Source organism: Pontibacter ruber (genome assembly GCF_023630205.1).
GTDB lineage: Bacteria > Bacteroidota > Bacteroidia > Cytophagales > Hymenobacteraceae > Pontibacter > Pontibacter ruber.
Window position 1 is genome coordinate 958,362 of the sequence record NZ_JALPRR010000003.1, and the last position, 22,511, is coordinate 980,872.

The 22,511-nt window shown below is 50.2% G+C and carries 20 protein-coding genes; 5 read left to right on the top strand and 15 right to left on the bottom strand.

Annotated elements, in window-relative coordinates:
- Window positions 1–25 precede the first annotated feature (25 nt).
- Window positions 26–625 (bottom strand): hypothetical protein, encoded by a 600-nt coding sequence (locus tag MJ611_RS15905; RefSeq protein ID WP_250431115.1) that lies wholly within the window; start codon window positions 623–625, stop codon window positions 26–28.
- A gap of 333 nt (window positions 626–958) precedes the next feature.
- On the opposite strand from MJ611_RS15905, the gene MJ611_RS15910 reads away from it, so the two are divergent.
- Window positions 959–4,252 (top strand): exo-alpha-sialidase, encoded by a 3,294-nt coding sequence (locus tag MJ611_RS15910; RefSeq protein WP_250431117.1) that lies wholly within the window; start codon window positions 959–961, stop codon window positions 4,250–4,252.
- Between the two features lie 123 nt (window positions 4,253–4,375).
- Here MJ611_RS15910 and MJ611_RS15915 read toward each other — a convergent pair whose 3' ends face one another.
- The 8 genes from MJ611_RS15915 to hypA all read right to left on the bottom strand — a co-directional run bounded on the left by MJ611_RS15915 (window position 4,376) and on the right by hypA (window position 11,454).
- Complete coding sequence (locus MJ611_RS15915) at window positions 4,376–4,831, bottom strand: GNAT family N-acetyltransferase (RefSeq protein ID WP_250431118.1); 456 nt, start codon at window positions 4,829–4,831, stop codon at window positions 4,376–4,378.
- 89 nt (window positions 4,832–4,920) lie between these two features.
- Window positions 4,921–5,307 (bottom strand): hypothetical protein, encoded by a 387-nt coding sequence (locus tag MJ611_RS15920; protein ID WP_250431120.1) that lies wholly within the window; start codon window positions 5,305–5,307, stop codon window positions 4,921–4,923.
- Window positions 5,308–5,528: 221 nt separating this feature from the next.
- Window positions 5,529–6,545, bottom strand: a complete 1,017-nt coding sequence (gene hypE / locus MJ611_RS15925) for a hydrogenase expression/formation protein HypE (RefSeq protein ID WP_250431122.1) — start codon at window positions 6,543–6,545, stop codon at window positions 5,529–5,531.
- Between the two features lie 3 nt (window positions 6,546–6,548).
- Complete coding sequence (gene hypD / locus MJ611_RS15930; protein ID WP_250431124.1) at window positions 6,549–7,664, bottom strand: hydrogenase formation protein HypD; 1,116 nt, start codon at window positions 7,662–7,664, stop codon at window positions 6,549–6,551.
- A gap of 54 nt (window positions 7,665–7,718) precedes the next feature.
- Window positions 7,719–7,985 carry a HypC/HybG/HupF family hydrogenase formation chaperone gene (locus MJ611_RS15935; RefSeq protein WP_250431125.1) on the bottom strand — a complete coding sequence of 89 codons (267 nt, stop codon included), beginning with the start codon at window positions 7,983–7,985 and terminating at the stop codon, window positions 7,719–7,721.
- 15 nt (window positions 7,986–8,000) lie between these two features.
- Window positions 8,001–10,340 (bottom strand): carbamoyltransferase HypF, encoded by a 2,340-nt coding sequence (gene hypF, locus MJ611_RS15940; RefSeq protein WP_317233147.1) that lies wholly within the window; start codon window positions 10,338–10,340, stop codon window positions 8,001–8,003.
- A 6-nt stretch (window positions 10,341–10,346) separates the two neighbouring features.
- The gene (hypB, locus tag MJ611_RS15945; protein ID WP_250431129.1) at window positions 10,347–11,102 is read right to left on the bottom strand and encodes a hydrogenase nickel incorporation protein HypB; all 756 of its coding nucleotides are present in this window, start codon (window positions 11,100–11,102) and stop codon (window positions 10,347–10,349) included.
- A 10-nt stretch (window positions 11,103–11,112) separates the two neighbouring features.
- On the bottom strand, window positions 11,113–11,454 hold the full coding sequence (hypA, locus tag MJ611_RS15950) for a hydrogenase maturation nickel metallochaperone HypA (protein ID WP_250431131.1): 342 nt from the start codon (window positions 11,452–11,454) through the stop codon (window positions 11,113–11,115).
- Between the two features lie 113 nt (window positions 11,455–11,567).
- Here hypA and MJ611_RS15955 point away from each other — a divergent pair, with 113 nt between their 5' ends.
- The 4 genes from MJ611_RS15955 to MJ611_RS15970 are packed head-to-tail and all read left to right on the top strand — an operon-like array spanning window position 11,568 to window position 16,475.
- Entirely contained in the window at window positions 11,568–13,289 is a 1,722-nt protein-coding gene (locus MJ611_RS15955; RefSeq protein WP_250431133.1) for an NAD(P)H-dependent oxidoreductase subunit E, read from the top strand.
- Complete coding sequence (locus tag MJ611_RS15960; RefSeq protein ID WP_250431135.1) at window positions 13,279–14,568, top strand: NADH-quinone oxidoreductase subunit B family protein; 1,290 nt, start codon at window positions 13,279–13,281, stop codon at window positions 14,566–14,568. Before MJ611_RS15955 ends, MJ611_RS15960 begins: the two co-directional genes overlap by 11 nt.
- Window positions 14,561–16,024, top strand: coding sequence for a Ni/Fe hydrogenase subunit alpha (locus MJ611_RS15965; protein WP_250431137.1), 1,464 nt, complete (start codon window positions 14,561–14,563; stop codon window positions 16,022–16,024). The genes MJ611_RS15960 and MJ611_RS15965 overlap by 8 nt, the downstream gene beginning before the upstream one ends.
- Window positions 16,005–16,475: a hydrogenase maturation protease gene (locus tag MJ611_RS15970; protein WP_250431139.1), complete on the top strand. Its 471-nt coding sequence runs from the start codon at window positions 16,005–16,007 to the stop codon at window positions 16,473–16,475. Before MJ611_RS15965 ends, MJ611_RS15970 begins: the two co-directional genes overlap by 20 nt.
- Before the next feature lie 19 nt (window positions 16,476–16,494).
- Here MJ611_RS15970 and MJ611_RS15975 read toward each other — a convergent pair whose 3' ends face one another.
- The 6 genes from MJ611_RS15975 to MJ611_RS16000 are packed head-to-tail and all read right to left on the bottom strand — an operon-like array spanning window position 16,495 to window position 22,462.
- On the bottom strand, window positions 16,495–16,743 hold the full coding sequence (locus tag MJ611_RS15975) for an acyl carrier protein (RefSeq protein ID WP_250431140.1): 249 nt from the start codon (window positions 16,741–16,743) through the stop codon (window positions 16,495–16,497).
- Window positions 16,740–17,987 (bottom strand): dihydrolipoamide acetyltransferase family protein, encoded by a 1,248-nt coding sequence (locus MJ611_RS15980; protein ID WP_250431142.1) that lies wholly within the window; start codon window positions 17,985–17,987, stop codon window positions 16,740–16,742. The genes MJ611_RS15975 and MJ611_RS15980 overlap by 4 nt, the downstream gene beginning before the upstream one ends.
- Window positions 17,980–18,966, bottom strand: coding sequence for an alpha-ketoacid dehydrogenase subunit beta (locus MJ611_RS15985; protein ID WP_250431144.1), 987 nt, complete (start codon window positions 18,964–18,966; stop codon window positions 17,980–17,982). The genes MJ611_RS15980 and MJ611_RS15985 overlap by 8 nt, the downstream gene beginning before the upstream one ends.
- Window positions 18,966–19,961 (bottom strand): pyruvate dehydrogenase (acetyl-transferring) E1 component subunit alpha, encoded by a 996-nt coding sequence (pdhA, locus tag MJ611_RS15990; protein WP_250431146.1) that lies wholly within the window; start codon window positions 19,959–19,961, stop codon window positions 18,966–18,968. Before pdhA ends, MJ611_RS15985 begins: the two co-directional genes overlap by 1 nt.
- Window positions 19,962–19,972: 11 nt before the next feature.
- On the bottom strand, window positions 19,973–21,691 hold the full coding sequence (gene acsA, locus MJ611_RS15995) for an acetate--CoA ligase (protein WP_250431148.1): 1,719 nt from the start codon (window positions 21,689–21,691) through the stop codon (window positions 19,973–19,975).
- Window positions 21,692–21,706: 15 nt separating this feature from the next.
- Window positions 21,707–22,462 carry an SDR family oxidoreductase gene (locus MJ611_RS16000; protein ID WP_250431150.1) on the bottom strand — a complete coding sequence of 252 codons (756 nt, stop codon included), beginning with the start codon at window positions 22,460–22,462 and terminating at the stop codon, window positions 21,707–21,709.
- Between the last annotated feature and the right edge of the window lie 49 nt (window positions 22,463–22,511).

Sequence of the window (22,511 nt, forward strand, 5' to 3'; positions counted from 1 at the left end):
CTCCTTTTCATCCCATTTCTCTGATTCAGAGCAAACGAAATCTATATTCCAGTCTTCGGCCGTAATATAAGTTGATTGGAAAAAAGGTTTTAAGCCAAAAATCGTTAAATGCACTAGTAAGAAAATCACACAGCTCCTTTAGTTCAGCCAAGGTTACAGCTTTTGCCCTGTTATCTTTACCTTGATGAGCATAGATGTTATTCCTAAGATCGATTACCCTACTTATCAATTCAGCTTTATCTTCAAATGAGGCTTTCAGTTGGCTAACAAAGGACTTTAATTCAGCTCTGTCCTTACAAACCAAAGTAGATGTTTCTGATAGTATTCTTAAATGATTCTTTAAGTCAGGTGTGTATTTATTGTTGATTAGCCTGTTGCAGATTTTAGTAAAGCTTCTCTCTTCAGTGTCCTTTATTAGCTTGTAGAACTGGATTATTGCGATAAATTTTAACTGGTACCAATGGTGCTGAAAGAACCCATGCCTTTTGATCGGCTCTTCAAACTCGTATTTATCAACCCGTATTCTTTCCATATTATTAATGGAAATGTGAATATCGACTATGATATGCCATACATCGGAAAACCATGACTCTAACTCATCAAGACTAATTTGGTTGTCCTTCATCTTTGATTTCTATCACACTTAACAACTATCTAGCAGGAGTACCTACTCCTACTATCTGCACTATGTATGGAGGTTTAGCGCCCTTAACAGGACAAAAATTACTTGCTTTATCAAATATAGCTAATTAACTATAATTAGTCTTTAGTAAGTTATACTTTCTTTACCCTTGCTCATATCTCCTTATTACATCTAGTATACCCAAGTACAAGCCCTTCCCTCATTTCTGAAGCGCTCACTCCAAACCACAACAAAATCTCTATACTTCTATTGAACTCTGTGTTAAAACTTAATTACATTTACCTACACTAAACAAACTAAACTTAACCTTACCTTATGTACAAAAAATTACCTCATCTTCTCCTGGCGACTATGCTGGGTGTGGCAGGGGCACAGGCGCAGCAATTGCCTGCAGATGTGTTCAAGCAGATGAAGGCCCGCAGCATTGGGCCAGCCGTCATGAGCGGCCGTATCACCGCCATCGACGCCGTGGTCAGCAACCCGGACATCATGTATGTGGGCGCAGCCTCAGGCGGTGTCTGGAAAAGCGAGAACGGCGGCGTTTCCTGGAACCCGATCTTTGACGACCAACCCAACATCAACATCGGTTCTATTGCTGTGCAGCAGAGCAACCCGAGCGTGCTGTGGGTGGGCACCGGCGAGGGTAACCCCCGCAACTCCGTGAACATGGGCAACGGCATCTACAAAAGTATAGATGGCGGCCGCACCTGGAAGCACATGGGCCTGAGCAAAACCTTTAACATCCACCGCATCCTCATCGACCCGACTAACCCCGATGTAGTGTATGCCGGCGTGATCGGTTTGCCGTTTGGCGACCACAAAGAGCGCGGTGTGTACAAAACCACTGACGGCGGTAAAACCTGGGAACAGGTGCTTTTCACCAATGAGAAATCGGGTGTGGCCGATATGGTGATGGACCCGACCAATCCGAACAAGCTGGTGGTGGCCATGTGGCAGCACCGCCGTACGGCCTGGGACTTCACCTCGGGCGGAGCAGGTTCCGGTTTATATATCACCTACGATGGTGGTAAAACCTGGAAGAAGAAAACTGAAGCAGATGGATTACCAAAAGGGGATTTCGGCCGCATAGGCATTGCCATGAGTCGCAGCATGCCGAACCGCATCTATGCGTTAGTTGAAGCAGGCAAAAATGGCTTGTACCGCACAGACGATGGGGGAGAGAAGTGGACGAAAGTAACCGAAGACGCTTCGATTGTAACAAACCGGCCGTTCTACTTCAACGAGATCTTTGTTGATCCGAAGAACGAGAACCGTATCTACATGATCTACCAGCCAATCGCTATGAGCGAGGATGGTGGTAAATCATTTAAAGTGATCGCAGATCTGGAGAAGGTGCACGCCGATCACCATGCCTTCTGGATTCACCCGGAGAACCCGAACCTGATCATCGACGGTAACGACGGTGGCGTGGCTATCAGCCGTGACCGTGGCAAAACCTGGGCCTTCCCGGAAACCATCCCGATCGGGCAGTTCTACCACGTAAATGTAGATAACGAAGTACCTTACAACATCTACGGCGGCCTGCAGGACAACGGCTCCTGGACCGGTCCGGCTTACCAGTTCTCGCAGGGTGGTATCCGCAACTATGCCTGGCAAAGTGTGCTGTATGGCGATGGATTTGATGTGATGCCGGACCCGGAAGATGCCCGCTATGGTTATGCTATGTCGCAGGGAGGTAACCTGGCCCGCTACGACAAAGAAACCGGACGCACGCAGTTCCTGAAGCCAACCATTGCTGATTATAAAACCAAGCTGCGTTTTAACTGGAATGCGGCAATTGCCCAGGATCCGTTCAACAAAGGTTCAATTTACTACGGCAGCCAGTTCGTGCACAAGTCCAACGACAAAGGCATGACCTGGGAGACTATCTCGCCTGACCTGACCCTGAACAACCCGGAGCACCACAAGCAGAACGAAAGCGGTGGTTTAACGCTGGATATCACGAGTGCCGAAAACCACAACACCATCCTAACCATTGCGCCAAGTGCGCTGCAGCAGGGCGTGATCTGGGCAGGCACCGACGATGGAAACGTGCATGTAACCCGTGACGGTGGCAAGACCTGGACCAACGTGAGCAAACGTCTACCTGGTCTGCCAAAAGAAGCCTGGATCCCGCAGATCACCGCTTCGCGCCACAACGCTGGTGAGGCTTATGTGGTAGCCAACCACTACCGTGCAGGCTCTGATTTCGCACCGTACATTTACCGCACCACCGACTTTGGTAAAACCTGGAAGCGCTTGGTAGACGAGAAGCAGGTGAAAGGCTATGCCCTAAGCTTTCTGCAGGACCCGACCGAGCCGCGCCTGATGTTTGCCGGCACTGAGCACGGTCTTTGGGTAAGTATAGACGAAGGCAAAAACTGGAAGCAGTGGGAGCAAGGCATCCCGGCTACTCCGGTTATGGACCTTGCCATACAGGAGCGCGAAGCTGACCTGGTGATCGGTACGTTTGGCCGCTCTATTTTTGTGCTGGATAACATCCGTCCACTGCGCAAACTGGCTGCTACCGGTGGCAAGGCCCTGGAGAAACCGCTTGTAGCGTTCGAAGCTTCTGATGCCTACCTGGCTAACTACCGCAATGCCGTCGGTTACATGAACGACACCGACAACCTGTACCAGGCCCAGAACCGTCCGGCAGGTGCTAACCTGACCTACTACATCAAGCCGAAGCAGAAACCCGAAGCTGGGAAAACTTCCGGTGCTGCAAAGCCTGCTAAGAAGAAGGAAAAGAAGGTAACAGTTAACAAAGAGACTGGCGCTAAAATGGCTACTACGTTGCCTGCAAAGCCAGCTGTAGAGGAGAAGAAAACAGCCAAAACCGATACGGTGTACGTGCGCATTTACAACGATGCGAACCAGCACATCCGTACGCTGCAGCAGGTGCCGGATAGCACAATGGGCGTGCAACGCCTGACCTGGAACCTGACTGAGAAAGGACTGCGCCAGCCGGGCAGCAATAAGCCGAAGAAAACCGATGCTGAGCCATCCGGAAGCCAGGTGCTGCCGGGCCGTTACAAGCTGGTGTTCAGTTATGCAGGTGCTAAGGATTCTACGTTCATCAACGTGCAACCGGATCCGCGTGTGCCATTCAACAAAGAGGCGCTGGTAGCACGCCGTGCCATGCAGGATAAACTGAACCAGCACAGCCGCCAGCTTACTGAAGCTACCGACCGCCTGCAGGAAGCTACCGATGCAACGGAACTGCTGCTGACCCAGCTGAAGGATAAAAATGGCAAGGAGTTCGAAGACCTGCGCAAAGCCACCAAAGCCATACAGGATTCTCTTAAAACTGTAAAAGAGGATATTGTAGGCAAGAAGCTAGAGAAACAGGGATATGGCCGGCCAAACGTACTTAATGCAGTAACAAAGCTGCGCGAAGCCAGCTCTTACGTAAGTGGCCGCACCGATGCACCTACACAGACCGAAACCCAGTTGGTAGCCCAGGCTGATGAGATGACGCGTGAGGCACTAACGAAGGTAAACCAGTTCTTTACTACCCAGTGGGCTGAGTACCGCAAAAAGGTAGAAGCGACGCCTATTACAGTAGTTAAAGCTTACTCTGAGATCGCTCCAACAAGCCTTGACTAACCTTTAGCAAGTATAAAATAGCAACAGGGCGCTGTGCAGTAATTGCATGGCGCCCTGTTTGTTTAAAGAGGTGTTTGAATGAGAAGTTGTGCTTCTACGAGTTTAACTGCAGTGCTTCATTTTCTAGGAGTAAATTCCACTCTTCTTTTCTAGCCAATCTTCTCTGTTCATCTCAAACTTGATTTCATTATCACCGTGCAGCCCTGTTTCTGTCCAACCTATTTTTCTATAAAAATTCTCTGCGCGAGTGTTTGGTGATGTTCCCAGCCATACAAATTCTTTTCCAGTAGAGAAATACCAGTCGAGCATTAGTTTGTGTAACTGACGACCGATTCCTCTTCCTTCAAACTCGGGTTTCAAAAATAAAGCCCAAATATTATTGTCTTTTAAGTCTGCTATTGCAAACCCTATAATTAAACCATCAATTTCACAAACCCAGCCTTTTCCTCTCCTTGTTAAAAACTCTTTGCAATCTTCGTCTGTAACGCGGTCAGGGTTTGATAGAATATTCTCCTTTACCGAATGCCTGACAATTTGTATTTGCTTGATGTCTCCGATGGTAGCTTCTCTGTATGTCATATAATTTGCTTTGCAGTTAACGTCTTGTATAAAAGCGAACGAGGCGTAGCCGAAGTTTGACTTGTATACCTTGTTGGACAAAGAAGTTTTTAACCGTCTATTGTTACTGCTTGAGGTTCATGTCTGATGAATTCTACCGTCACTTGATGGTTATCATCGTGTTCTGCATCAAATGACATGCTCCATTCAAACGGTTTATTCTTCTGGTCAGGAATCGACAAGGCGACCAAATGGAACTCTCTGTCGAAGTCTTTGATAGTGAATCCTTCTTTCCAATTCCCGAATTCATCTTCGATTAGTGGTATAGATTTTATAACCAGTTCTCTATAGTTTGCTTGAATCCAGTTATAGAATTCCTTTTGATCTTGGTCGGGACCTCCCTCGTTTGCGTTGATAAAATACTCTATTTCTTTTCCTGTCGGTTTAAACAAACCTTTTCCTTCAAAGTAGCTTTTCCCATCCGCTTTCATTTTCATAAACCTTAGCTTTCCGAAAAAGTCGTCCTCAATTGTCAAAGGCTTTTTGAAGATGTCGAATAATCCCATTTTTATAATTTCTATTTGAGTGTCGTAAGAATACTCTTTAGTTTCCCAAATATATTGACAATAGAATATTAAATTTTATATCCTCTATAGTAAGAATCAAAACTCATTAAGTAGAGCATATTATTATCTAATGATACAAAGCAATGCTTCCATTAGCAGATCCGGGGTAGTTGCTCTCCTGAAGGCATGGGCACTACCCGGCGGCCACCAATCTCTGTTTGCATAACTACCTGACCCGGATGCTCTGCTACCACTGTACCTATAATAGCTGCCAGTTGTTTTGATGTAGCTTTATGCAGTGTCTTCAGCACATTTTCACTTACTCCGGCATCTACCAAGGCGATGAAGATGCCTTCGTTGGCTACGTAGAGCGGGTCCAGACCGAGCATTTCGCAGGCAGCCTGTACTTGTGCATCAACAGGGATCTGTTGTTCTGCAATGGCCATACCCAGCTGCGTTTGCCGTGCTAGTTCGTTAAGCACAGTGGCTACTCCTCCGCGTGTAGGGTCGCGCAGGAAGTGTATATCTGTACCAAACTCATCTAACAGTTCCAGCACCTGTTTGTGCACACATACAGTATCGCTCTCGATCTGCGATTCAAATTCCAGCCCTTGGCGCACGGACATAATAGCCATGCCATGGCTAGCAACAGGGCCGCTGATAATGATCTTGTCACCGATCTTGATGTTATCGGCATCGATAGCAGCTTTCGGGTGTACCTTCCCGATACCGGAGGTGTTGATAAAAAGCTTGTCGCCTTTGCCGCGCTCCACCACTTTGGTGTCGCCGGTTACGACCAGCACACCTGCTGCATCCGCTGCCTTTCGTATGGTTGAAAGTATAGTGGTGAACTCTTCTTTGCTGAATCCTTCTTCCAGTATAAAGCTGAGGGAAAGATATTTTGGAATGGCCCCGCACATGGCCAGGTCGTTTACGGTTCCGTTCACAGCTAGGTCACCGATGTTGCCGCCCGGGAAGAACAGGGGAGATACTACATAGCTGTCGGTGGTAAAGGCAAGTCTGCCAGAGAGTTCGAACACGGCTCCGTCGTGTCGCTTTTGCAGGAACTCGTTGTGCAGCAGTTTAAAAACACTGCCTTCCAGCAGCTGGTTGCTCAGCTCGCCGCCACTGCCGTGGGCCAAGGTGAAACGTTCTGAAGGTGTATCCATAATTTATATTGGAGAAACAGCGGATTCATATGCCTGTGAGAAATGGTAGTAAGCTGCACAGGCGCCCTCTGTGGAGACCATGGGTGCTCCAAGTGGATTGAGCGGTGTACAGGTTTTTCTAAAGTGCGGGCATTGAGCAGGTTTTTTGATTCCTCTCAGAATTTCACCCGCTATACATCCCACGTCTGCATGTGGAAGTGAGGGCGCAATACCTTCCGTATACTTTTGTTCAGCATCGTACTGTCTATACTTTTCCCGTACTTTATACCCGCTTTGCGGGATAATGCCAATGCCGCGCCACTCCCGGTCTGCCACCTCAAATACCTCCTGAATCACCGCCTGCGCCTCTAGATTGCCTGTTTCCCGGACTACCCGGGCATACTGGTTTTCTAACGTAGCGTTGCCTGCCTCCAGTTGTCGTACCGCCATCAGAATTCCCTGTAACAAATCAACCGGCTCAAAGCCGGTGATGACAATAGGTACTTTATACTTTGCAGCTAAGGGATGATACTCCTGCATGCCCATCACAGAACAAACATGCCCCGCACCCAGAAAGCCATGAATGGTGTTGAACCTGTCGTCCAGGATGGCTTCCATAGCAGGCGGTACCAGCACATGCGAAACAAGTATAGAAAAGTTGGACAGCCCAAGTTTGGCAGCCTGCAGTACGGCCAGTGCATTGGCGGGAGCGGTCGTCTCAAATCCGACAGCAAAAAATACTACCTCCTTTTGAGGGTTATCTGCAGCTAGTTTTACTGCATCCAATGGGGAGTATACTATCTGCAGGTGCCCGCCTTCCGAACGTGCCTGCATGAGGCTTTTGCTGCTGCCGGGTACCCGTACCATATCTCCAAAGGAGCATAGCAGCACATCGTTCCTCTTCGATAGTGCCACTGCCTGATCGATCATGGAAACTGGTGTCACGCAAACGGGGCATCCGGGACCATGGACCATTGTGATCTTGTCCGGCAGCATGTTCAGAACTCCATTCTTCACCAGGCTGTGCGTCTGCCCGCCACATACTTCCATCAGCATCCAAGGCTTGGTCACGATTGACCCTAGTTCAGATAATAGTTTTTTCACCACACTGGCATCCCGGTATTCATTTAAATATTTCATAGGTGAGAGCGACGGTCGTTGTTTATATATTCTTATTGAATCGGAGAGGGTACATCATGCAGGAGGCCCCTGTTGCATTGCTTCTTCATCAAGTTCTCCGGTCTCCTTTAGGTACTCAAAGACAGAATTTGCCTCTTCTTCGCTGATCACGCTGAGCGCTATTCCGGCATGCACCAGCACATAATCTCCTGGCTTCGCCTCTGATAGCATGGCCAGGCTAACAGTGCGCGAAATTCCTCCAAACGAGATCTTGCCTGTGCGGAAAAACACATCATTTTCATTGTCTATTGATTCAAGTCTTGCCGGGATGCCTAAACACATAGCCAGATATTAAGGTTATTGTATGGTATACTTCTGTTCACTGGCAGGCTCATCTGCCCGTACTTTCTGCTTATCTTTCAGCTTCATCCAGGCCAGCTGGCCGAAAGAAACACACGCGTCGTTGGGAGGTAGTTGCTGATGAAAGTATAGCTGAAAATTAGGTGACAGTTTCTCCAGGATCAGATCTACCAGCAGGCTGTTCTGAAACACACCACCACTGAAAGCGATCTTCTGCAGCGAGTAGAACGTAGCTATACTTTCAATCATATTTACTAGTGTGTCATGAAATCTAGCTGCTATTTGTTGCTTGATTATACCACGCTGTACATCTTCTATCATCTGACGGAATACATTTTTAACAGGTAAATTGTGACCATCGAAGGCTTCTAAAGTATAACCCACCAGTTCATGAGCTTCAGACGCACGACTTGCTACTGATTCTAACAGCAAAGCGGCCTCGCCCTCGTAGGTGTTTCGGCTGCACAGGCCCAGAAGTGCCGCAGCAGCATCAAATACCCGTCCCATGCTGGTGGTCTGTGAAGTATACTGTTCTGACTGCAGCAGCTTTTGATAAAGCTGCCATTCTACCTCCGTGAAGTATGGTCTCAGTATTTCGGTAGCTCCTTCCAGATTAAAACAAAGCGCAAGAGCAGCAACACGAGGCTCCTGGGCCATTTTATCTCCAAGTAAATGCGGGTATGGTGCGAGCTGGGCCAGGGGGGAAATGCTATTGTTTTCAAACAGCAAAAATTCTCCTCCTCTGATCAGACCAGCATTTCCTAACCCGTTGCCATCCCAGATGACGCCAAGTACAGGCTCTGTGCTTTCCAGCAGTTGGTTCTCGGCCAGCACGGCTGCAAAATGTGCTTCGTGGTGCTGCACTTCTACGCGTGGCACTGATAGTCTCTGAGCCAGCTTTTTCCCGAACTGCACCGAGGCATAAGCCGGATGTTTGTCGGTTAAAATCCGGGAAGGCTTAAAATCAATTAAGTTTGACAGCTGCTTCAGGCTGCGTTCATAGTTTAGTAAGTTTTCATAGTTTGTTAGGTCACCCAGGTATTGGCTTACGTACGTGTTGCCGGCGGTGGTAAAGGCAAAGGTCCCTTTCAAATCTGCTCCTAGCGCTAACGAATTAGTTATACTTTCACTGTTCCCTAATGCTGTCTCAAAAGACGGTGCAATGCCTCTGGACCTTCGGAGCGTTATTTTCTGGCGGTGCTTTGGGGTAAATTGTACTACCGAATCATCTTGGGCAACGAGAATCTCACGGTCATTCGTAAGTATAAAGTCCGCTATACCTACTAGTTGTTCGAAGGCTTCTTCATCGCGAAAAACAATATGACTTCCTTTGCGGTTGGCGCTGGTGGCAACCACCGGTTTTCCGAACTGTGTTAGCAGCAGCTCAAACAGTGGGGTATAGGGCAGCATGATGCCCAGCTTATCCAGGTGAGGAGCAATAAGCGCTGCCTGTATGCCGGAGGTAGGGTGATTTTTGGTTTGAGCCAACACAATGGGTGCCTCTGGCGAAAGAAGCAGTTTCTTTTCTTCCTTGCTAAGTATAACATCCTGCAACGCCATTTCCAGGTTCGGGTACATCAGAGCAAAAGGCTTAGAGGGACGGTGCTTGCGCTCTCGTAACCGAGCAATCGTTTGTGCATTAGTGGCATCGGCCATGAGCAGATAACCGCCTAATCCTTTCACGGCTATTATTTTATCCTCCTGCAGAAGCTTAACAGTGGCCGGAATGATGTGCTGCTGATCTGTGGTGATCAGGTGCTTCCGAGCGTTATAAAAAGTCAGCGTAACAGGACATTGCGGACAAGAGTTGGTTTGGGAGTAATATCGCCGGTTATCCGGGTCGTCATACTCCTGCGCACAGGCCTCACACATCACAAAAGGCACCATGGTGGTATGCTCGCGGTCGTAAGGCAATTTGGCCATAATGGAATAGCGGGGGCCGCAGGAAGTGCAGGTTGTGAAGGCATACTGGTACCTCCTGTTATACCTGTCCTTTACTTCCGAACGGCAATCAGCGCACATTGCCAAATCGGGCGTGAGTACAAGCTTTGCAGTGGTTGCTGTTGGCGCCTTGTGAATCTGGAAGCTGTCAAAAGCCTCGTCTTTTGTTCTGACTACAGACAGGGACTGAATATGAGCAAGGGGAGGTGTCTTTGCTGAAAGGTGCTGGTAAAATTGCTGCACGGTCTGCTCTTTTCCGTGAACCTTGATGTGCACGCCATCCATTTGGTTGCTGACCCAGCCGCAAAGTCTAAATTGCTGAGCCAAACGGTAAACAAAAGGCCTGAATCCAATGCCTTGAACTTGACCGGTAATATGGATTGAATAGGTTGGCACAATAAACTATACCGGTATCCCTGCGTGTTCTAACCGTAGCCAGTTCAGCCAGTTGGCCATACCATCTCCCTTAGTAGCCGAAAGCTCAAAGAACTTTAGTTTATGATTCACCCGTAGCGCGTGTTCCTTCGACTTCTCCAGGTTAAAATCCACATAAGGCAGCAGATCAACCTTGTTGATGACGCAGATATCGGCACTTTCAAACATGTTTGGATACTTCAGCGGCTTGTCATCTCCTTCGGTTACGCTCATGGTTACCACCCGGTACTTTTCACCCAGGTCAAACAAAGCAGGGCATACCAGGTTACCTACGTTTTCGATCATCAGGATAGAATGCCTGGCGGGTTGCATAGTATGTAAGGCTTCGTGCACCATAGCGGCATCTAGGTGGCAGCCCTTACCGGTATTGATCTGTATCACGGGGGCCCCTGTTGCCTCAATGCGGTTTGCATCCAGCATGGTTTGCTGGTCGCCCTCTATCACGTAAAAAGATATCTCATCCTTTAGCGCAAGTATGGTTTTTTCCAATAGCGTGGTCTTACCGGACCCGGGCGAGCTCACCAGGTTAATGGCCAACACATCACTCTTTTCAAAATGCTGCCGGTTGTGAGCCGCATCATGATGATTTTTTTGCAGCACATCCCGCTCCAGAAGATGGAATTGCTTTTGTGGAGGTCCGGCCACGGACAGCGGCTTTGCCTGTAGTCCGGGCTGCGCCATATTGGCTGGCTCGTCTGAGCTGCATCCGCAGGTAGTACACATAGCTTGGAGTTTAAATGATGATCAAAGATTTAATTCTAAGTTCTTTCCCCTGCATCAGCTCTTTCCGGAAATCGCCACAAAAAGGGCATAGGTCATACATAAAGCTTAGTTCAAACTCTCTCTTACAGGCAAGGCATACGGCCCTTCCAGCTGTATTTTGGATAACATATATGGCCTTTTCCAGCACCGTTTGTTTTACAGCCTCCTGCCAGGCAAACGCCAAGGCCTCTTCTTCTATACTGGCCAGGCTTCCTATCTCCAGCACAATCTGCTCTACCTGCGTACCGCCTGCCTTTTTTACTTCTTCTTCGGCAATTTCAACAATGCTCAGGGCAATGGAGAGTTCATGCACAGGCGCTGAGGATATAATGTTAATATAACGTAAATGGTATCAGATTGAATTTTATTACGTTAATACAAACGTAACGCAGGAAGGATTGTTCCGCAATTATACCCTCAGTCGCAATGCAAAAAGAAAGAATGTATTTGCTGGACCACTTGTGGGATTGTCAGAACGCGCGGGGGTACCTGAGCGATGAGGATGTTGTGCAGGTGTCGTCTGCCTTCGGCCTATCGCCTGTAGATGTGGAAGGTGTGATCAGCTTTTATCACTTCTTCCAGCGAAAGCCGGCAGGTAAGTATACCATCTACCTCAACAACAGCATTCTCTCCCGGTTTCATGGTTTTGAAGAAGTGAAAGCCGCCTTTGAAAGGGAAACCGGTGCTCTAACAGGAAGTACCGATCAGACAGGTACGTTCGGACTATTTGAAACGTCCTGCATCGGCCTGAGCGACAGAGAGCCGGCAGCCCTTATTAATTTTCAGCCTTTCACTAACTTGACACCTGAGAAAGTCCACTACATCATACAGGAACTGAAATCCGGCACAGCCCCAGCAGCGTTGGCAGATGCCATTGAGGAGCAGGTACAGTATAAACCGGAGGGAGACAAGGCTATCCTCTTCAGGGAGTTTGAGCCGGGAATAGTGCTGAATAGATTGAGAGATTTTTCTCCTGATCAGGTTATTGCGCAAATCAAGGAATCCGGCTTGTCTGGTAGGGGAGGAGCTTTTTTCCCGACTGGTCTGAAGTGGGAGCTTTGCCGGAAAGCTAAAGGAAGAAAGAAATATATTGTCTGTAATGCTGATGAAGGGGAGCCGGGTACCTTTAAGGACCGGGCCCTGCTCAACCTGATGCCGCAGCTGCTGCTGGAAGGGATGATCGTTGCCGGTTATGCTGTCGGGGCGCAGGAGGGCATCATCTACCTGCGGGCAGAGTATACCTGGCTTTTGCCGAAGCTGAATGAGGAGTTGAAAATTTACCGAAAGAAGGGCTTTCTGCGGCACCGGATACCTGAACTGAACAACTATAAATTCGATATTCGGGTGCAGCTGGGTGCCGGTGCTTATATATGTGGTGAGGAAACTTCCCTGCTGGAATCTTTGGAAGGCAAACGGGGAGAGCCCCGGCTGAAGACGTTCTTCCCCACAGAAAAAGGCTTTCTGGGTAAACCCACCGTGGTCAACAATGTGGAGACGCTCTGCGCCGCAGCCCGCATCTTAGAGTTGGGAGTAGAGAGATTTGAAAAATTAGGCACACCCTCATCAACTGGTACTAAACTGCTAAGTATAGCCGGCGACTGTAAACGCCCGGGCCTGTACGAGATTGAATGGGGGATGCGCGTGGGGGAGTTGCTGGAAATGTGTGGGGCTGAAAACCCAGGGTTTATCCAAATGAGCGGTCCTTCCGGAGAACTTATCTCTGCTGAAGAAAAAGACCGGGTGATTTCCTGTGATGACATCCGTTGCGGCGGCTCGGTGATGATCTTTCATGCGGGAAGAGACCTGTTTACGATCCTGTACAACTTCTCGGCTTTCTTTACCCACGAATCCTGCGGACTTTGCACGCCCTGCCGCGCCGGCAATCCGCAACTGCTGCATTTGTTGGAGAAGGTAATTAGAGGACAGGCCACCGCCGGCGATGTGAGCAAAATGCAACAGTGGTCGGCCATTGTCAAGCACAACAGCCGCTGCGGACTGGGCCAAACGGCCCCCAATACGCTGGAGCAGGCTATCCATAAATTCCCCCAACTATTTCAGGACAGGCTGGTGCAAGAAGACCGGTTCAATCAAGAATTTGACCTGGAGAAGGCGCTGCGAAATTATAACCAACTCACCCATGAAGCATAGCAGGAAAGAAGTGACCATTGTGGTAGACGGGAAAAAGATGGTGTGCCCGGAAGGGGAGAGCCTGCTGAAGGTGGCGCAGGCAAATGGCGTTTTCATACCTGCGCTCTGCTACTTTGATCATGTTGATCCGCCGCTGGGCACTTGCCGGGTGTGCACGGTAAAAGTAAAGGGGAAGTATACGGCCGGCTGCCAGGTAAAGGCGCAGGAGGGCCTGGAGGTGGAAGTGATGAGCCCGGAGCTGCTGGACCACCGCAAAGCCGTGGTGGAAATGCTGTTCACCGAGGGCAACCACATTTGCCCGCTCTGCGAGAAAAGCGGGAAGTGCGTGCTGCAGGCTTTGGGCTACGAAATGGGTATGGACACCCCGCGTTTCACCTTTACCTTTCCGGGCCGTGAGATCGATTATAAACCCAAGCACATCATCATGGAGCACCACCGCTGCATTCAGTGCAAGCGCTGTGTGGAGGAGGTGTTTACCGACGATGGGAAGCCCGTCTTTTACTTTCAGCAACGGGGCAAAGAAACGGTGGTTGCTGTCGATTACGAGCAGGAGGCGCGACTGACCTACGAACAGGCTCATCGCGCGATGGAGATCTGCCCGGTGGGTACCATTCTGCTGAAAGAAGATACCATAGATACACCCGGCTACCGGAAGTATGACAAGATGCCGATCTCTGCGGTGTCGCCTGCTGTGGAAGCAACACTAGCAGCACCAAGAACAGAAAGTGCGCCGGAAGTAAAGAAAAAAACGGTAGCTACGGTGTCGCTGGCGGGCTGCTTTGGATGCCATATGTCTATGCTGGACATGGACCTGAATCTGCTGGACCTGATCCAGCTTGTTACTTTCAACCGCTCTCCTTTTACTGATATTAAGCAATTCACCACCCGCTGCGACATTGGCCTGATTGAAGGAGGCTGCTGCAGCGATGAGAATGTGGAGGTGCTGCGGAAGTTCCGGGAGAACTGCGAAATTCTGGTATCGGTTGGGGCCTGTGCCATTAACGGCAACCTGCCGGCCCTCCGCAACTGGATGCCGCTTGAGCAAACCATGGAGGAGGCCTACCTGCAGTCTGCCACCTCTGACGAAACCGCTGTGATCCCGCACCACGAGGACCTGCCCAAAATCCTGGACAAGGTATACCCTTGCCACGAAGTGGTGAAGATTGATTATTTCATACCGGGTTGCCCGCCCGGGGCGGATCACATCTACAAGGTGGTGCAGAACCTGCTTTTCGGTACCAAGTTCAACGTGCCTTACGAGGAGTTTAAGTATGACTAAAGCGATGAACCGAAAAATAGCGATAGATCCCGTCACAAGAGTGGAAGGACATGGAAAGGTGACGCTCCACCTGGATGAGCATAACCGTGTAAAGGAGGCGCGCTTTCACATCGTGGAGTTCCGGGGTTTTGAGAGCTTTGTTAAGGGCCATCCCTATTGGGAGGCGCCCCTGCTGGTGCAGCGCCTGTGCGGAATTTGCCCGGTAAGCCATCATCTGGCTGCCGGTAAGGCCGTTGACCAGATCGTGGGAGTTGACCCGGAAAACCTGCCACCAACCGCCACCAAAATCCGGAGGCTGCTACATTATGCTCAAGTTTTTCAATCCCATGCCACGCACTTTTTTTATCTGGCTTCCCCTGACCTGCTGTTCGGTGTGGACGCCCCGGCCGAGAAACGGAACATCATGGAAGTGGCGGTAGCCAACAGGGAGCTGGCGCTGAAGGGAATCCAAATGCGCAAGTTTGGCCAGGAACTGATCCAGGCCATCGCCGGTAAGAAGGTACACGGTGTTTCAGTGACACCCGGGGGCGTGCATAAAGGCTTGAGTAAAGAAGAACGGTACTTCTTCCTGGATGGAAAAACTATTCCTTCTGTGTATACCATGATAGAGTGGTCGCTGGAGATGGTGCAGTTTCTGAAGGATTACCGCAGAGAGCACCTACCTTGGATGGATGAATTTGCTTCTTTCCCTTCCAACCACCTCGGTCTGGTTAGTGAAGGTGGCGCGCACGAGCTTTACGATGGCAAGCTGCGGGTTGTAGGCGCTGAAGGCACGCGAGTGATAAATGATCAGGCAGACAGCACCTACCAGAATATCCTGAGTGAAGCAACCGAGCCCTGGACTTACCTGAAATTCCCCTATCTGAAAAGCCTGGGGCGGGAAAAAGGATGGAGCAGGGTTGGCCCACTGGCCCGCCTGAACGTGTGTGACTTTATACCTACGCCGCTGGCAGAAAAAGAACGTCAGCTATTTAAGGCCCTGACCAGTGACAAGCCGAACAACCACTCCATGCATACGCACATCGCCCGCATGATTGAAGTGCTGCATTGCGCCGAGCTGATGAAGGAAGTGCTAGAAGATGAAACGCTTGATCAGGGGGAACTGGTACGGCAGGGGGAAATGCGCAACGTAGGGATTGGCGTCATAGAAGCACCGCGCGGCACGCTCATCCACCACTACGAGGTAGACGACAACGGCATGATTACACGATGTAACCTGATCGTTTCCACCACCCACAACAACGAGGCCATGAACAGAGCTGTGCGTTGGGTGGCAGAGAAGGTGCTGGACGGAAAACCTGAGATAACCGAAGGATTGCTCAACCAGGTAGAAACCGCTATCCGTACGTTTGACCCCTGCCTGAGCTGCGCCACCCATGCCCTGGGGCAAATGCCGTTAAAGGTTTCCCTATTCGATTCGGAAGAGAGGCTGCTGCATGAAAAAACAAGAGGCTAGCAAAACGCTGCTGATCGGGATTGGCAACTCCGGACGCGAAGACGACGGGCTTGGTTGGGCTTTTGTGGAGCAGGTGGAACAAAGCAACTTTTTTGACGGGGATTGTCAATACCGGTTTCAGCTAAACCTGGAAGATGCGGAACTGATCTCCCATTATGAGCAGGTCATTTTTGTGGATGCCCACCAAGGAGAGTTGGCAGCGGGCTTTTTATTTAGTAATTGCGAAGCCAACGCCGGGACGGGTTTCTCTACCCACCAGCTTTTACCAGAAAGTGCTCTATACTTATGCCAGCAACTTTATGAGAAGGTGCCCCAAGCGTGGGTAATGGCTATACAGGGGCATCAGTGGCAACTAAAAGAAGGGCTATCGCAAGAGGCACAAAATAATTTGGGTAACGCCTTAGCCTGGTTCAGGACCATGACTGGTAAACTTAGCAAAACTTTTGCCTGAGGCATATACCTCCTTATACTTACCTCTTTACTCGTGCATCAACATAATCGGTTAGCTCCTTTAGTGTCTGAATCTTTCCGTAGTCTTCCTCCGGTGTTTGTATACCAAACTGCTCATCCAGCGCCACAATAAATTGCAGGTAATCAAAGGAATCTATACCCAGTGTCTGCCGGATGTTGTCGTCCGGTTTAAGTTGAGAAGGTTCCGTATCGGGCGCTATACTTTTGAGCCTTTGCAGCAGCGTCTGTTTTATTTCCTCCTGAGTCATAGTTTATCGGGTTGTTGCAAGTAGTTTTTGATAGCCGTTAGAAAGCGGCTGCCTGTACTACCGTCTGAGGCCCGGTGGTCGGCAGCTAATGTGGCTGTAAGTACCGGGCGAACATCCAGCATGCCGTTTTCTGCCCAGGGTTGCTCTGTAATTCCTCCGAAACCAACCAGTGCTACCTGAGGCGGATAGATCACACCGTAAACTGTTTCTACGCCGCCTTCACCTAGGCTGGTGACAGTGATGGTAGAGTCAGCAAGCTCGGAGCTACGCAGCCTGAGGGCCCGTGCCCGGGGAATGAGGTCATTCAGCGCCTGCATCAGCTCGTCAAGAGATTTGCTATCTGCATCGTGTATGGTTGGCACCATAATGCCTCCTGTACGCAAGGACACCACATAGCCAACATTTATACTTGCTTTCCGCTGAAGGCCATCTTCCCACCATGCATTCAGGTCGGGTACATCGTTTAAAGCCCGAGCTACCGCTTTTATGAGCAACACTGCCGGCAGCAGGCGTTCCCTTACCGGGCGCTGTTTGTTTGCCTCTGACAGCCAGTTGAGGGCGCTGCACATGTCAATCCTGGTCTCGAGGTAATAATGCGGTATTTCGCGGTTTGATTTGCTCATTGCAGCAGCCACAGCCATGCGTACCGTTTCGGTGGAGAAGCCCGGCGCTGAAGTAGGTTTTGTCGGGATTACTTCTACCGGAGCAGACGGTATTGCTGATTTTGTTTCTGATATACCCTCCTTTGGTGCAGTAGGCGGTTCTTTTTGTAATTCCGGTTTCGCTTCAGGAGCCATGCGTGCAGAAATGGCATGTTCTACATCATCCCGGGTGATAGCGCCGTCCGGACCTGTGCCGTGGATTGAGGAGAGAGCTATGCCTTTTTCGGATGCTATTCTTCTGGCAAGTGGTGATGCCCTGATGTGGTGCTCTTCTGCTGCTGCCACTTCTGCAGCAGGTATGCCGATAGCAGCAGGTGCCTTTTCAGCAGTAACAGGTACAGCTTCGCCTGCAGGAATAATGGTTGCCATCAGGGTGCCTACGGGTACTTTGTCATCCACTTTCACCAGCAGTTCACCAATCGTGCCTTCATCGAATACTTCTATTTCAATGATTCCCTTCTGAGTTTCCACTTCGGCAATGATGTCTCCTTTCCGGATCTGGTCGCCAGGTTTTACGCGCCATTCACGCAGAAAGCCGCTCTCCATGTCGGCACCGAGGCTGGGCATTCGATACTCAAGCATGTTGTAGTATGTTTTTGATGGATGATACGATTTGAGCTGGCTGCGGAACAGCCGCATCCTCCAGGTGCTTTGGGTAGGGAATCGGTACCTCGGCGCCACACAGGCGCTTAACGGGCGCGTCGAGCTCGTAAAAACATCTCTCCATGATGCGGGCGCTCACCTCCGAGGATATACTTACAGACTTACTGGCATCTTCAACAATTAGTGCGCGGTGTGTCTCGGCAACAGAGGCAATAATAGTTTCCTCATCCAACGGGCGAAGTATGCGCAGGTCCACCACTTCGGCATCGATACCGGACGCTGCCAGTTCAGTGGCGGCTTCCAAAGACTTGTAAACTCCCGTGCCATAGGTAATGATGGAAATGTCTTTGCCCTCTCGTCGTACTTTTGCTTTGCTGATGTCAATACTTCCGGTGTTTTCCGGCAGTTTATTTTCCAGATTGAGCAGAGAAGTATACTCGAAGATGATTACCGGATCAGGATCGAGCAGGGCAGGGGCAAGCATGTAACGGGCGTCTTCGTGGGTGCCGGCAGAAAGTACGCGCAAACCCGGAAGGTGTGCGAAGAGCGGCTCCCAACTGTGCGAGTGCTGAGCCGCCAGTTGCCGGCCTATGCCGGCACTCATTCGGATAACGAGCGGCACGTTAAACTGGCCGCCGGACATGTGCAGCAGTGTGGCCGCATTGTTTGCGATCTGGTCCAGAGCGAGCAGGCTGAAGTTAACCGTCATGATCTCAACTATAGGCCGCATACCACCTAAGGCGGCACCTATACCTGCCCCGACAAAGCCCGCTTCCGATAAGGGAGTATCCATGATGCGCTCCGGTCCGAATTCCTGCAAGAGGTTTTTGCTCACAGCAAATGCGCCCCCATACCGCCCTACGTCTTCCCCCATCATAAATACGCGCTCATCTCCCAGCAGGGCTTCCCGGATGGCCTGCTTGATACATTCGCGGTATGTGATGAGATTGTCCGGCATCAGCTTGCGTTTTCGCTGTAAGTATACTTTGTTAGCTCCTCTACCGGCTCCCAGCTGCAGGTCTCGGCAAAATCCACGGCTTCCTGTACTTCATTTTCGGCCTGTATTTCCATCGCCTTGAAATCATCCGCTGTGAGCAGCTGTTGCAGCATGAGGTAATTGTAAAAACCGGGTATGGGGTCGCGTTTTTTCCATTCTTCCACCTCGCTTTTTTCACGGTAAAGCTCGGCATCGAACATGGAATGGGCGCGGAAACGATACGTGTTGCATACCAGCAAGTATGGCTTACCGGTGTTGCGAACAGTGTCTGATGCCGTATCCGCAGCCTGCATTACGGCCAGCAAATCCATGCCATCTACAGCAGCGGACGCAATGCCGTAAGCGGCTCCTTTTAGGGTCAGGTCTGTTTGGGCATGGGTATAACGCAGGGCCGTGCCCATGGCATAGAAGTTGTTTTCGCACACAAACAGCACCGGCACCTGCCATAACGCTGCCAGGTTCATCGCCTCGTGGAAAGCCCCTTCGGCTATGGCGCCCTCCCCGAAAAAGCAGCAGGTAAGCCCGTTGCGCTTCATCTTTTTATCAGCAAGGGCCATTCCAACTGCCATGGCTAGATGGCCGGCCACAATAGCGTTGCCACCGTAAAACCTTGTTTTGGCATCGAAGAGGTGCATAGAGCCACCACGGCCTCTGCTGCAGCCTTCCTGTTTTCCATACATCTCAGCCATGATGATTTTTGGGTCAAGCCCCCGAACCAGCGCGTGCCCATGTTCCCGGTAAGTGCACAGTACATTATCTTCAGTACCAAGTGACTGCATCACGCCCACTGCAACCGCCTCCTCGCCGATGTAAAGGTGCAGGAAACCCCGGATCTTCGTCTTTGTGTACATTTCCGCAGACATCTCCTCAAACTTCCGGATCAGTACCATTTGATAAAGCAGTTTTTGCGCCTGCTCCCGTGTGAGTGGTTTAGCTGTTGCTGGTTCCTGTGCCATACTTTATACTTTCAGGGTTGCTCTAAAGTAGAAAGGTCTCCCTCCGGAAGTCCCAGTTCACGTGCTTTAAGCAGGCGGCGCAGTATTTTACCACTGCGGGTTTTGGGCAGGTTATCAATAAAGGCTATCTCTTTGGGTGCCACTGCAGGCCCTAGTTTACGGCGTGCATGGGCTGTTATATCCATCTTCAATGCCTCATCCGCATGCTGGTCTGGTTTCAGTACGATAAAGGCCTTTACCATTTCCCCGATCAACTGATCCGGCTTGCCGATAACAGCTGCTTCGGCCACGGCTGCGTGTTCCATCAGCACGCTCTCCACTTCAAAAGGTCCTACCATATGTCCGGACGTCTTGATGATGTCGTCGGCGCGACCTACAAACCAGTAGTAGCCATCGCTGTCGCGCCTGGCCAGATCGCCGGTAATGTACCAGTCTCCGTGGAAGCTCTTGTTGTAGCGTTCTTGGTCGTGCAGGTAGGTGCGGAACATGGAAGGCCAGCCACGTTTCAGAACCAGCTGACCGTCTTTACCAGGCTCCTTGATGATGTGAAGGTCTCCTTCCGTTATTTCTGCGACAGCGGCTTCAACACCGGGCAAAGGTTTGCCCATGGAGCCGGGCCGGACTGGCAGCGACCGAAAGTTGGCAATCATAATACCTCCTGTCTCTGTTTGCCACCAATTATCCAGGAAAGGCATGCCAAACGTTTTTTCTCCCCATAAAACTGCCTCTGCGTGCAGCGGTTCGCCCACACTCAGCATCAGGCGCAGATTCTCCAGGTTATATTTCTCACGTGGGTTGATGTTCATGCGCATCAGGCGCCGGATGGCGGTCGGAGCAGTATACCAGATGTTTACTTTCTGTTCTTCAAGTATAGAATACCATCGAGTTGCGTCAAACTCCTCCTCATCCACCACATTCGTTACTCCATTAACGAGTGGGGCAATGATGCCATACGATGTACCAGTAACCCAACCGGGATCAGCGGTGCACCAGTAAACATCATCCGGATGGAAATCAAGTACATACTTGCCCGTAACGTAATGCACCAATACGCCTTTGTGCACATGCAGCGCACCTTTGGGCATACCGGTAGTGCCGCTGGTAAAGTGCAGCAACGCCGGATCTTCGGGATCGGTAGGAGGGATGGTGAATTCTGCCGAAGCCTCTTCCATCAGGCGGGGGAGCGAGCGGATCTTTATGCTTTCATCCTGATCAGCATCTGTCAGCAGCACATACTTTAACTCAGGCAGGCGCTCTAGCAGCTGGCGTATTTTCTTCTCGAACAGGTCTTTGGTGGTGACCAGTACCCGGGCATCACCCCGGCTTAAGCGTTGAAACACCGGCTCGGGACCAAACACGTTGAACAGCGGGCAGAAAACCGCCACTTTTTTTAGGGTCCCCAATGCCGAGAAATAGAGTTCAGGTGTGCGGCCCAGAAATGAAAAAATGCGGTCGCCTTTCGTAATCCCAAGTTGACCTAACACGTTGGCAAAGCGGTTCGTCAGCTCCTTGTAATCCTGATAAGAGCACTCCATCACCGACCTGTCTTTATGTATGAAGCGAAAAGCAGTATGGTTACTCAGCGTACCATTGGCATGCCTGTCAATCGCTTCATAGGCAATGTTTAGCCCCTGCCCAGTAGGCAAACCGCTAAGGCCAGACTTCTCCTGTTCCCAACTGAAAGAGGAAGAGAAGGAATCATAATCTGCCAGATTTGGTTCTATGGCCATTACTTTATACTTGATTTAACGGACAACCCAGCCTCCATCTACTACCAGCGCGTGCCCGGTCGTGAACGAGGACGCATCGGAGCATAGCCAGAGAGCGGCTTCTGCTATCTCTTCTGGTTCACCGAACCGCCCTATTGGCTCTCCGCTTGCCATAGCCTCTTTTGTGGTGTTGTTTTTCTCGATGAACCTGTCGATCATAGGTGTCTGGATTACTCCAGGACACACTGCATTGACCCGTATGCCCAATTGCGCATACTCCAGGGCAGCCGTTTTGGTAATACCTATTACAGCATGTTTTGAGGCAGTATAAATTGGTATGTTGGGAAAGCCGATTATACCTGCTATGGAAGAACAGTTGACGATGGACCCTTTTCCCTGCCGGAGCATGTATGGAATTTCATACTTCATGCAGAGCCATACTCCTTTCAGATTCACGCCAATCACTTTGTCAAAGTTCTCCTCGGTTACCTCATGGGTCGGTGCCGATGCTCCCTCAATTCCGGCGTTGTTAAAGGCGTAATCCAGCCGGCCGAAGGTGCTTACTGTCTGCTCTACCATTTTCTTCACATCCGCGTCCTTGGAAACATCGCATTTGATAAAAAGGGCTTCTCCACCCGCAGATCTAATGGCGTTCAGTGTTTCTGTGTCTTCCACCCAATCCACTATGGAAACCTTAGCTCCCCTTTGCGCAAACATAATGGCTGTGGCTCTGCCAATGCCAAAACTCCCACCTGTAACAATGGCCACTTTATTCTCAAACTGTATTCTCATAGTATAATTTAACGTTCTTATTGGAATAAAGTATGAGGTTGTGGCCGAT

Excerpts from the sequence above, each read along its gene's own strand:
- MJ611_RS15905 (WP_250431115.1), bottom strand. The coding sequence starts at position 625 with ATGAAGGACAACCAAATTAGTCTTGATGAGTTAGAGTCATGGTTTTCC.
- MJ611_RS15910 (WP_250431117.1), top strand. The coding sequence starts at position 959 with ATGTACAAAAAATTACCTCATCTTCTCCTGGCGACTATGCTGGGTGTG.
- MJ611_RS15915 (WP_250431118.1), bottom strand. The coding sequence starts at position 4,831 with ATGACATACAGAGAAGCTACCATCGGAGACATCAAGCAAATACAAATT.
- MJ611_RS15920 (WP_250431120.1), bottom strand. The coding sequence starts at position 5,307 with ATGAAAATGAAAGCGGATGGGAAAAGCTACTTTGAAGGAAAAGGTTTG.
- hypE (WP_250431122.1), bottom strand. The coding sequence starts at position 6,545 with ATGGATACACCTTCAGAACGTTTCACCTTGGCCCACGGCAGTGGCGGC.
- hypD (WP_250431124.1), bottom strand. The coding sequence starts at position 7,664 with ATGAAATATTTAAATGAATACCGGGATGCCAGTGTGGTGAAAAAACTA.
- MJ611_RS15935 (WP_250431125.1), bottom strand. The coding sequence starts at position 7,985 with ATGTGTTTAGGCATCCCGGCAAGACTTGAATCAATAGACAATGAAAAT.
- hypB (WP_250431129.1), bottom strand. The coding sequence starts at position 11,102 with ATGTGTACTACCTGCGGATGCAGCTCAGACGAGCCAGCCAATATGGCG.
- MJ611_RS15955 (WP_250431133.1), top strand. The coding sequence starts at position 11,568 with ATGCAAAAAGAAAGAATGTATTTGCTGGACCACTTGTGGGATTGTCAG.
- MJ611_RS15960 (WP_250431135.1), top strand. The coding sequence starts at position 13,279 with ATGAAGCATAGCAGGAAAGAAGTGACCATTGTGGTAGACGGGAAAAAG.
- MJ611_RS15965 (WP_250431137.1), top strand. The coding sequence starts at position 14,561 with ATGACTAAAGCGATGAACCGAAAAATAGCGATAGATCCCGTCACAAGA.
- MJ611_RS15970 (WP_250431139.1), top strand. The coding sequence starts at position 16,005 with ATGAAAAAACAAGAGGCTAGCAAAACGCTGCTGATCGGGATTGGCAAC.
- MJ611_RS15975 (WP_250431140.1), bottom strand. The coding sequence starts at position 16,743 with ATGACTCAGGAGGAAATAAAACAGACGCTGCTGCAAAGGCTCAAAAGT.
- MJ611_RS15980 (WP_250431142.1), bottom strand. The coding sequence starts at position 17,987 with ATGCTTGAGTATCGAATGCCCAGCCTCGGTGCCGACATGGAGAGCGGC.
- MJ611_RS15985 (WP_250431144.1), bottom strand. The coding sequence starts at position 18,966 with ATGCCGGACAATCTCATCACATACCGCGAATGTATCAAGCAGGCCATC.
- pdhA (WP_250431146.1), bottom strand. The coding sequence starts at position 19,961 with ATGGCACAGGAACCAGCAACAGCTAAACCACTCACACGGGAGCAGGCG.
- acsA (WP_250431148.1), bottom strand. The coding sequence starts at position 21,691 with ATGGCCATAGAACCAAATCTGGCAGATTATGATTCCTTCTCTTCCTCT.
- MJ611_RS16000 (WP_250431150.1), bottom strand. The coding sequence starts at position 22,462 with ATGAGAATACAGTTTGAGAATAAAGTGGCCATTGTTACAGGTGGGAGT.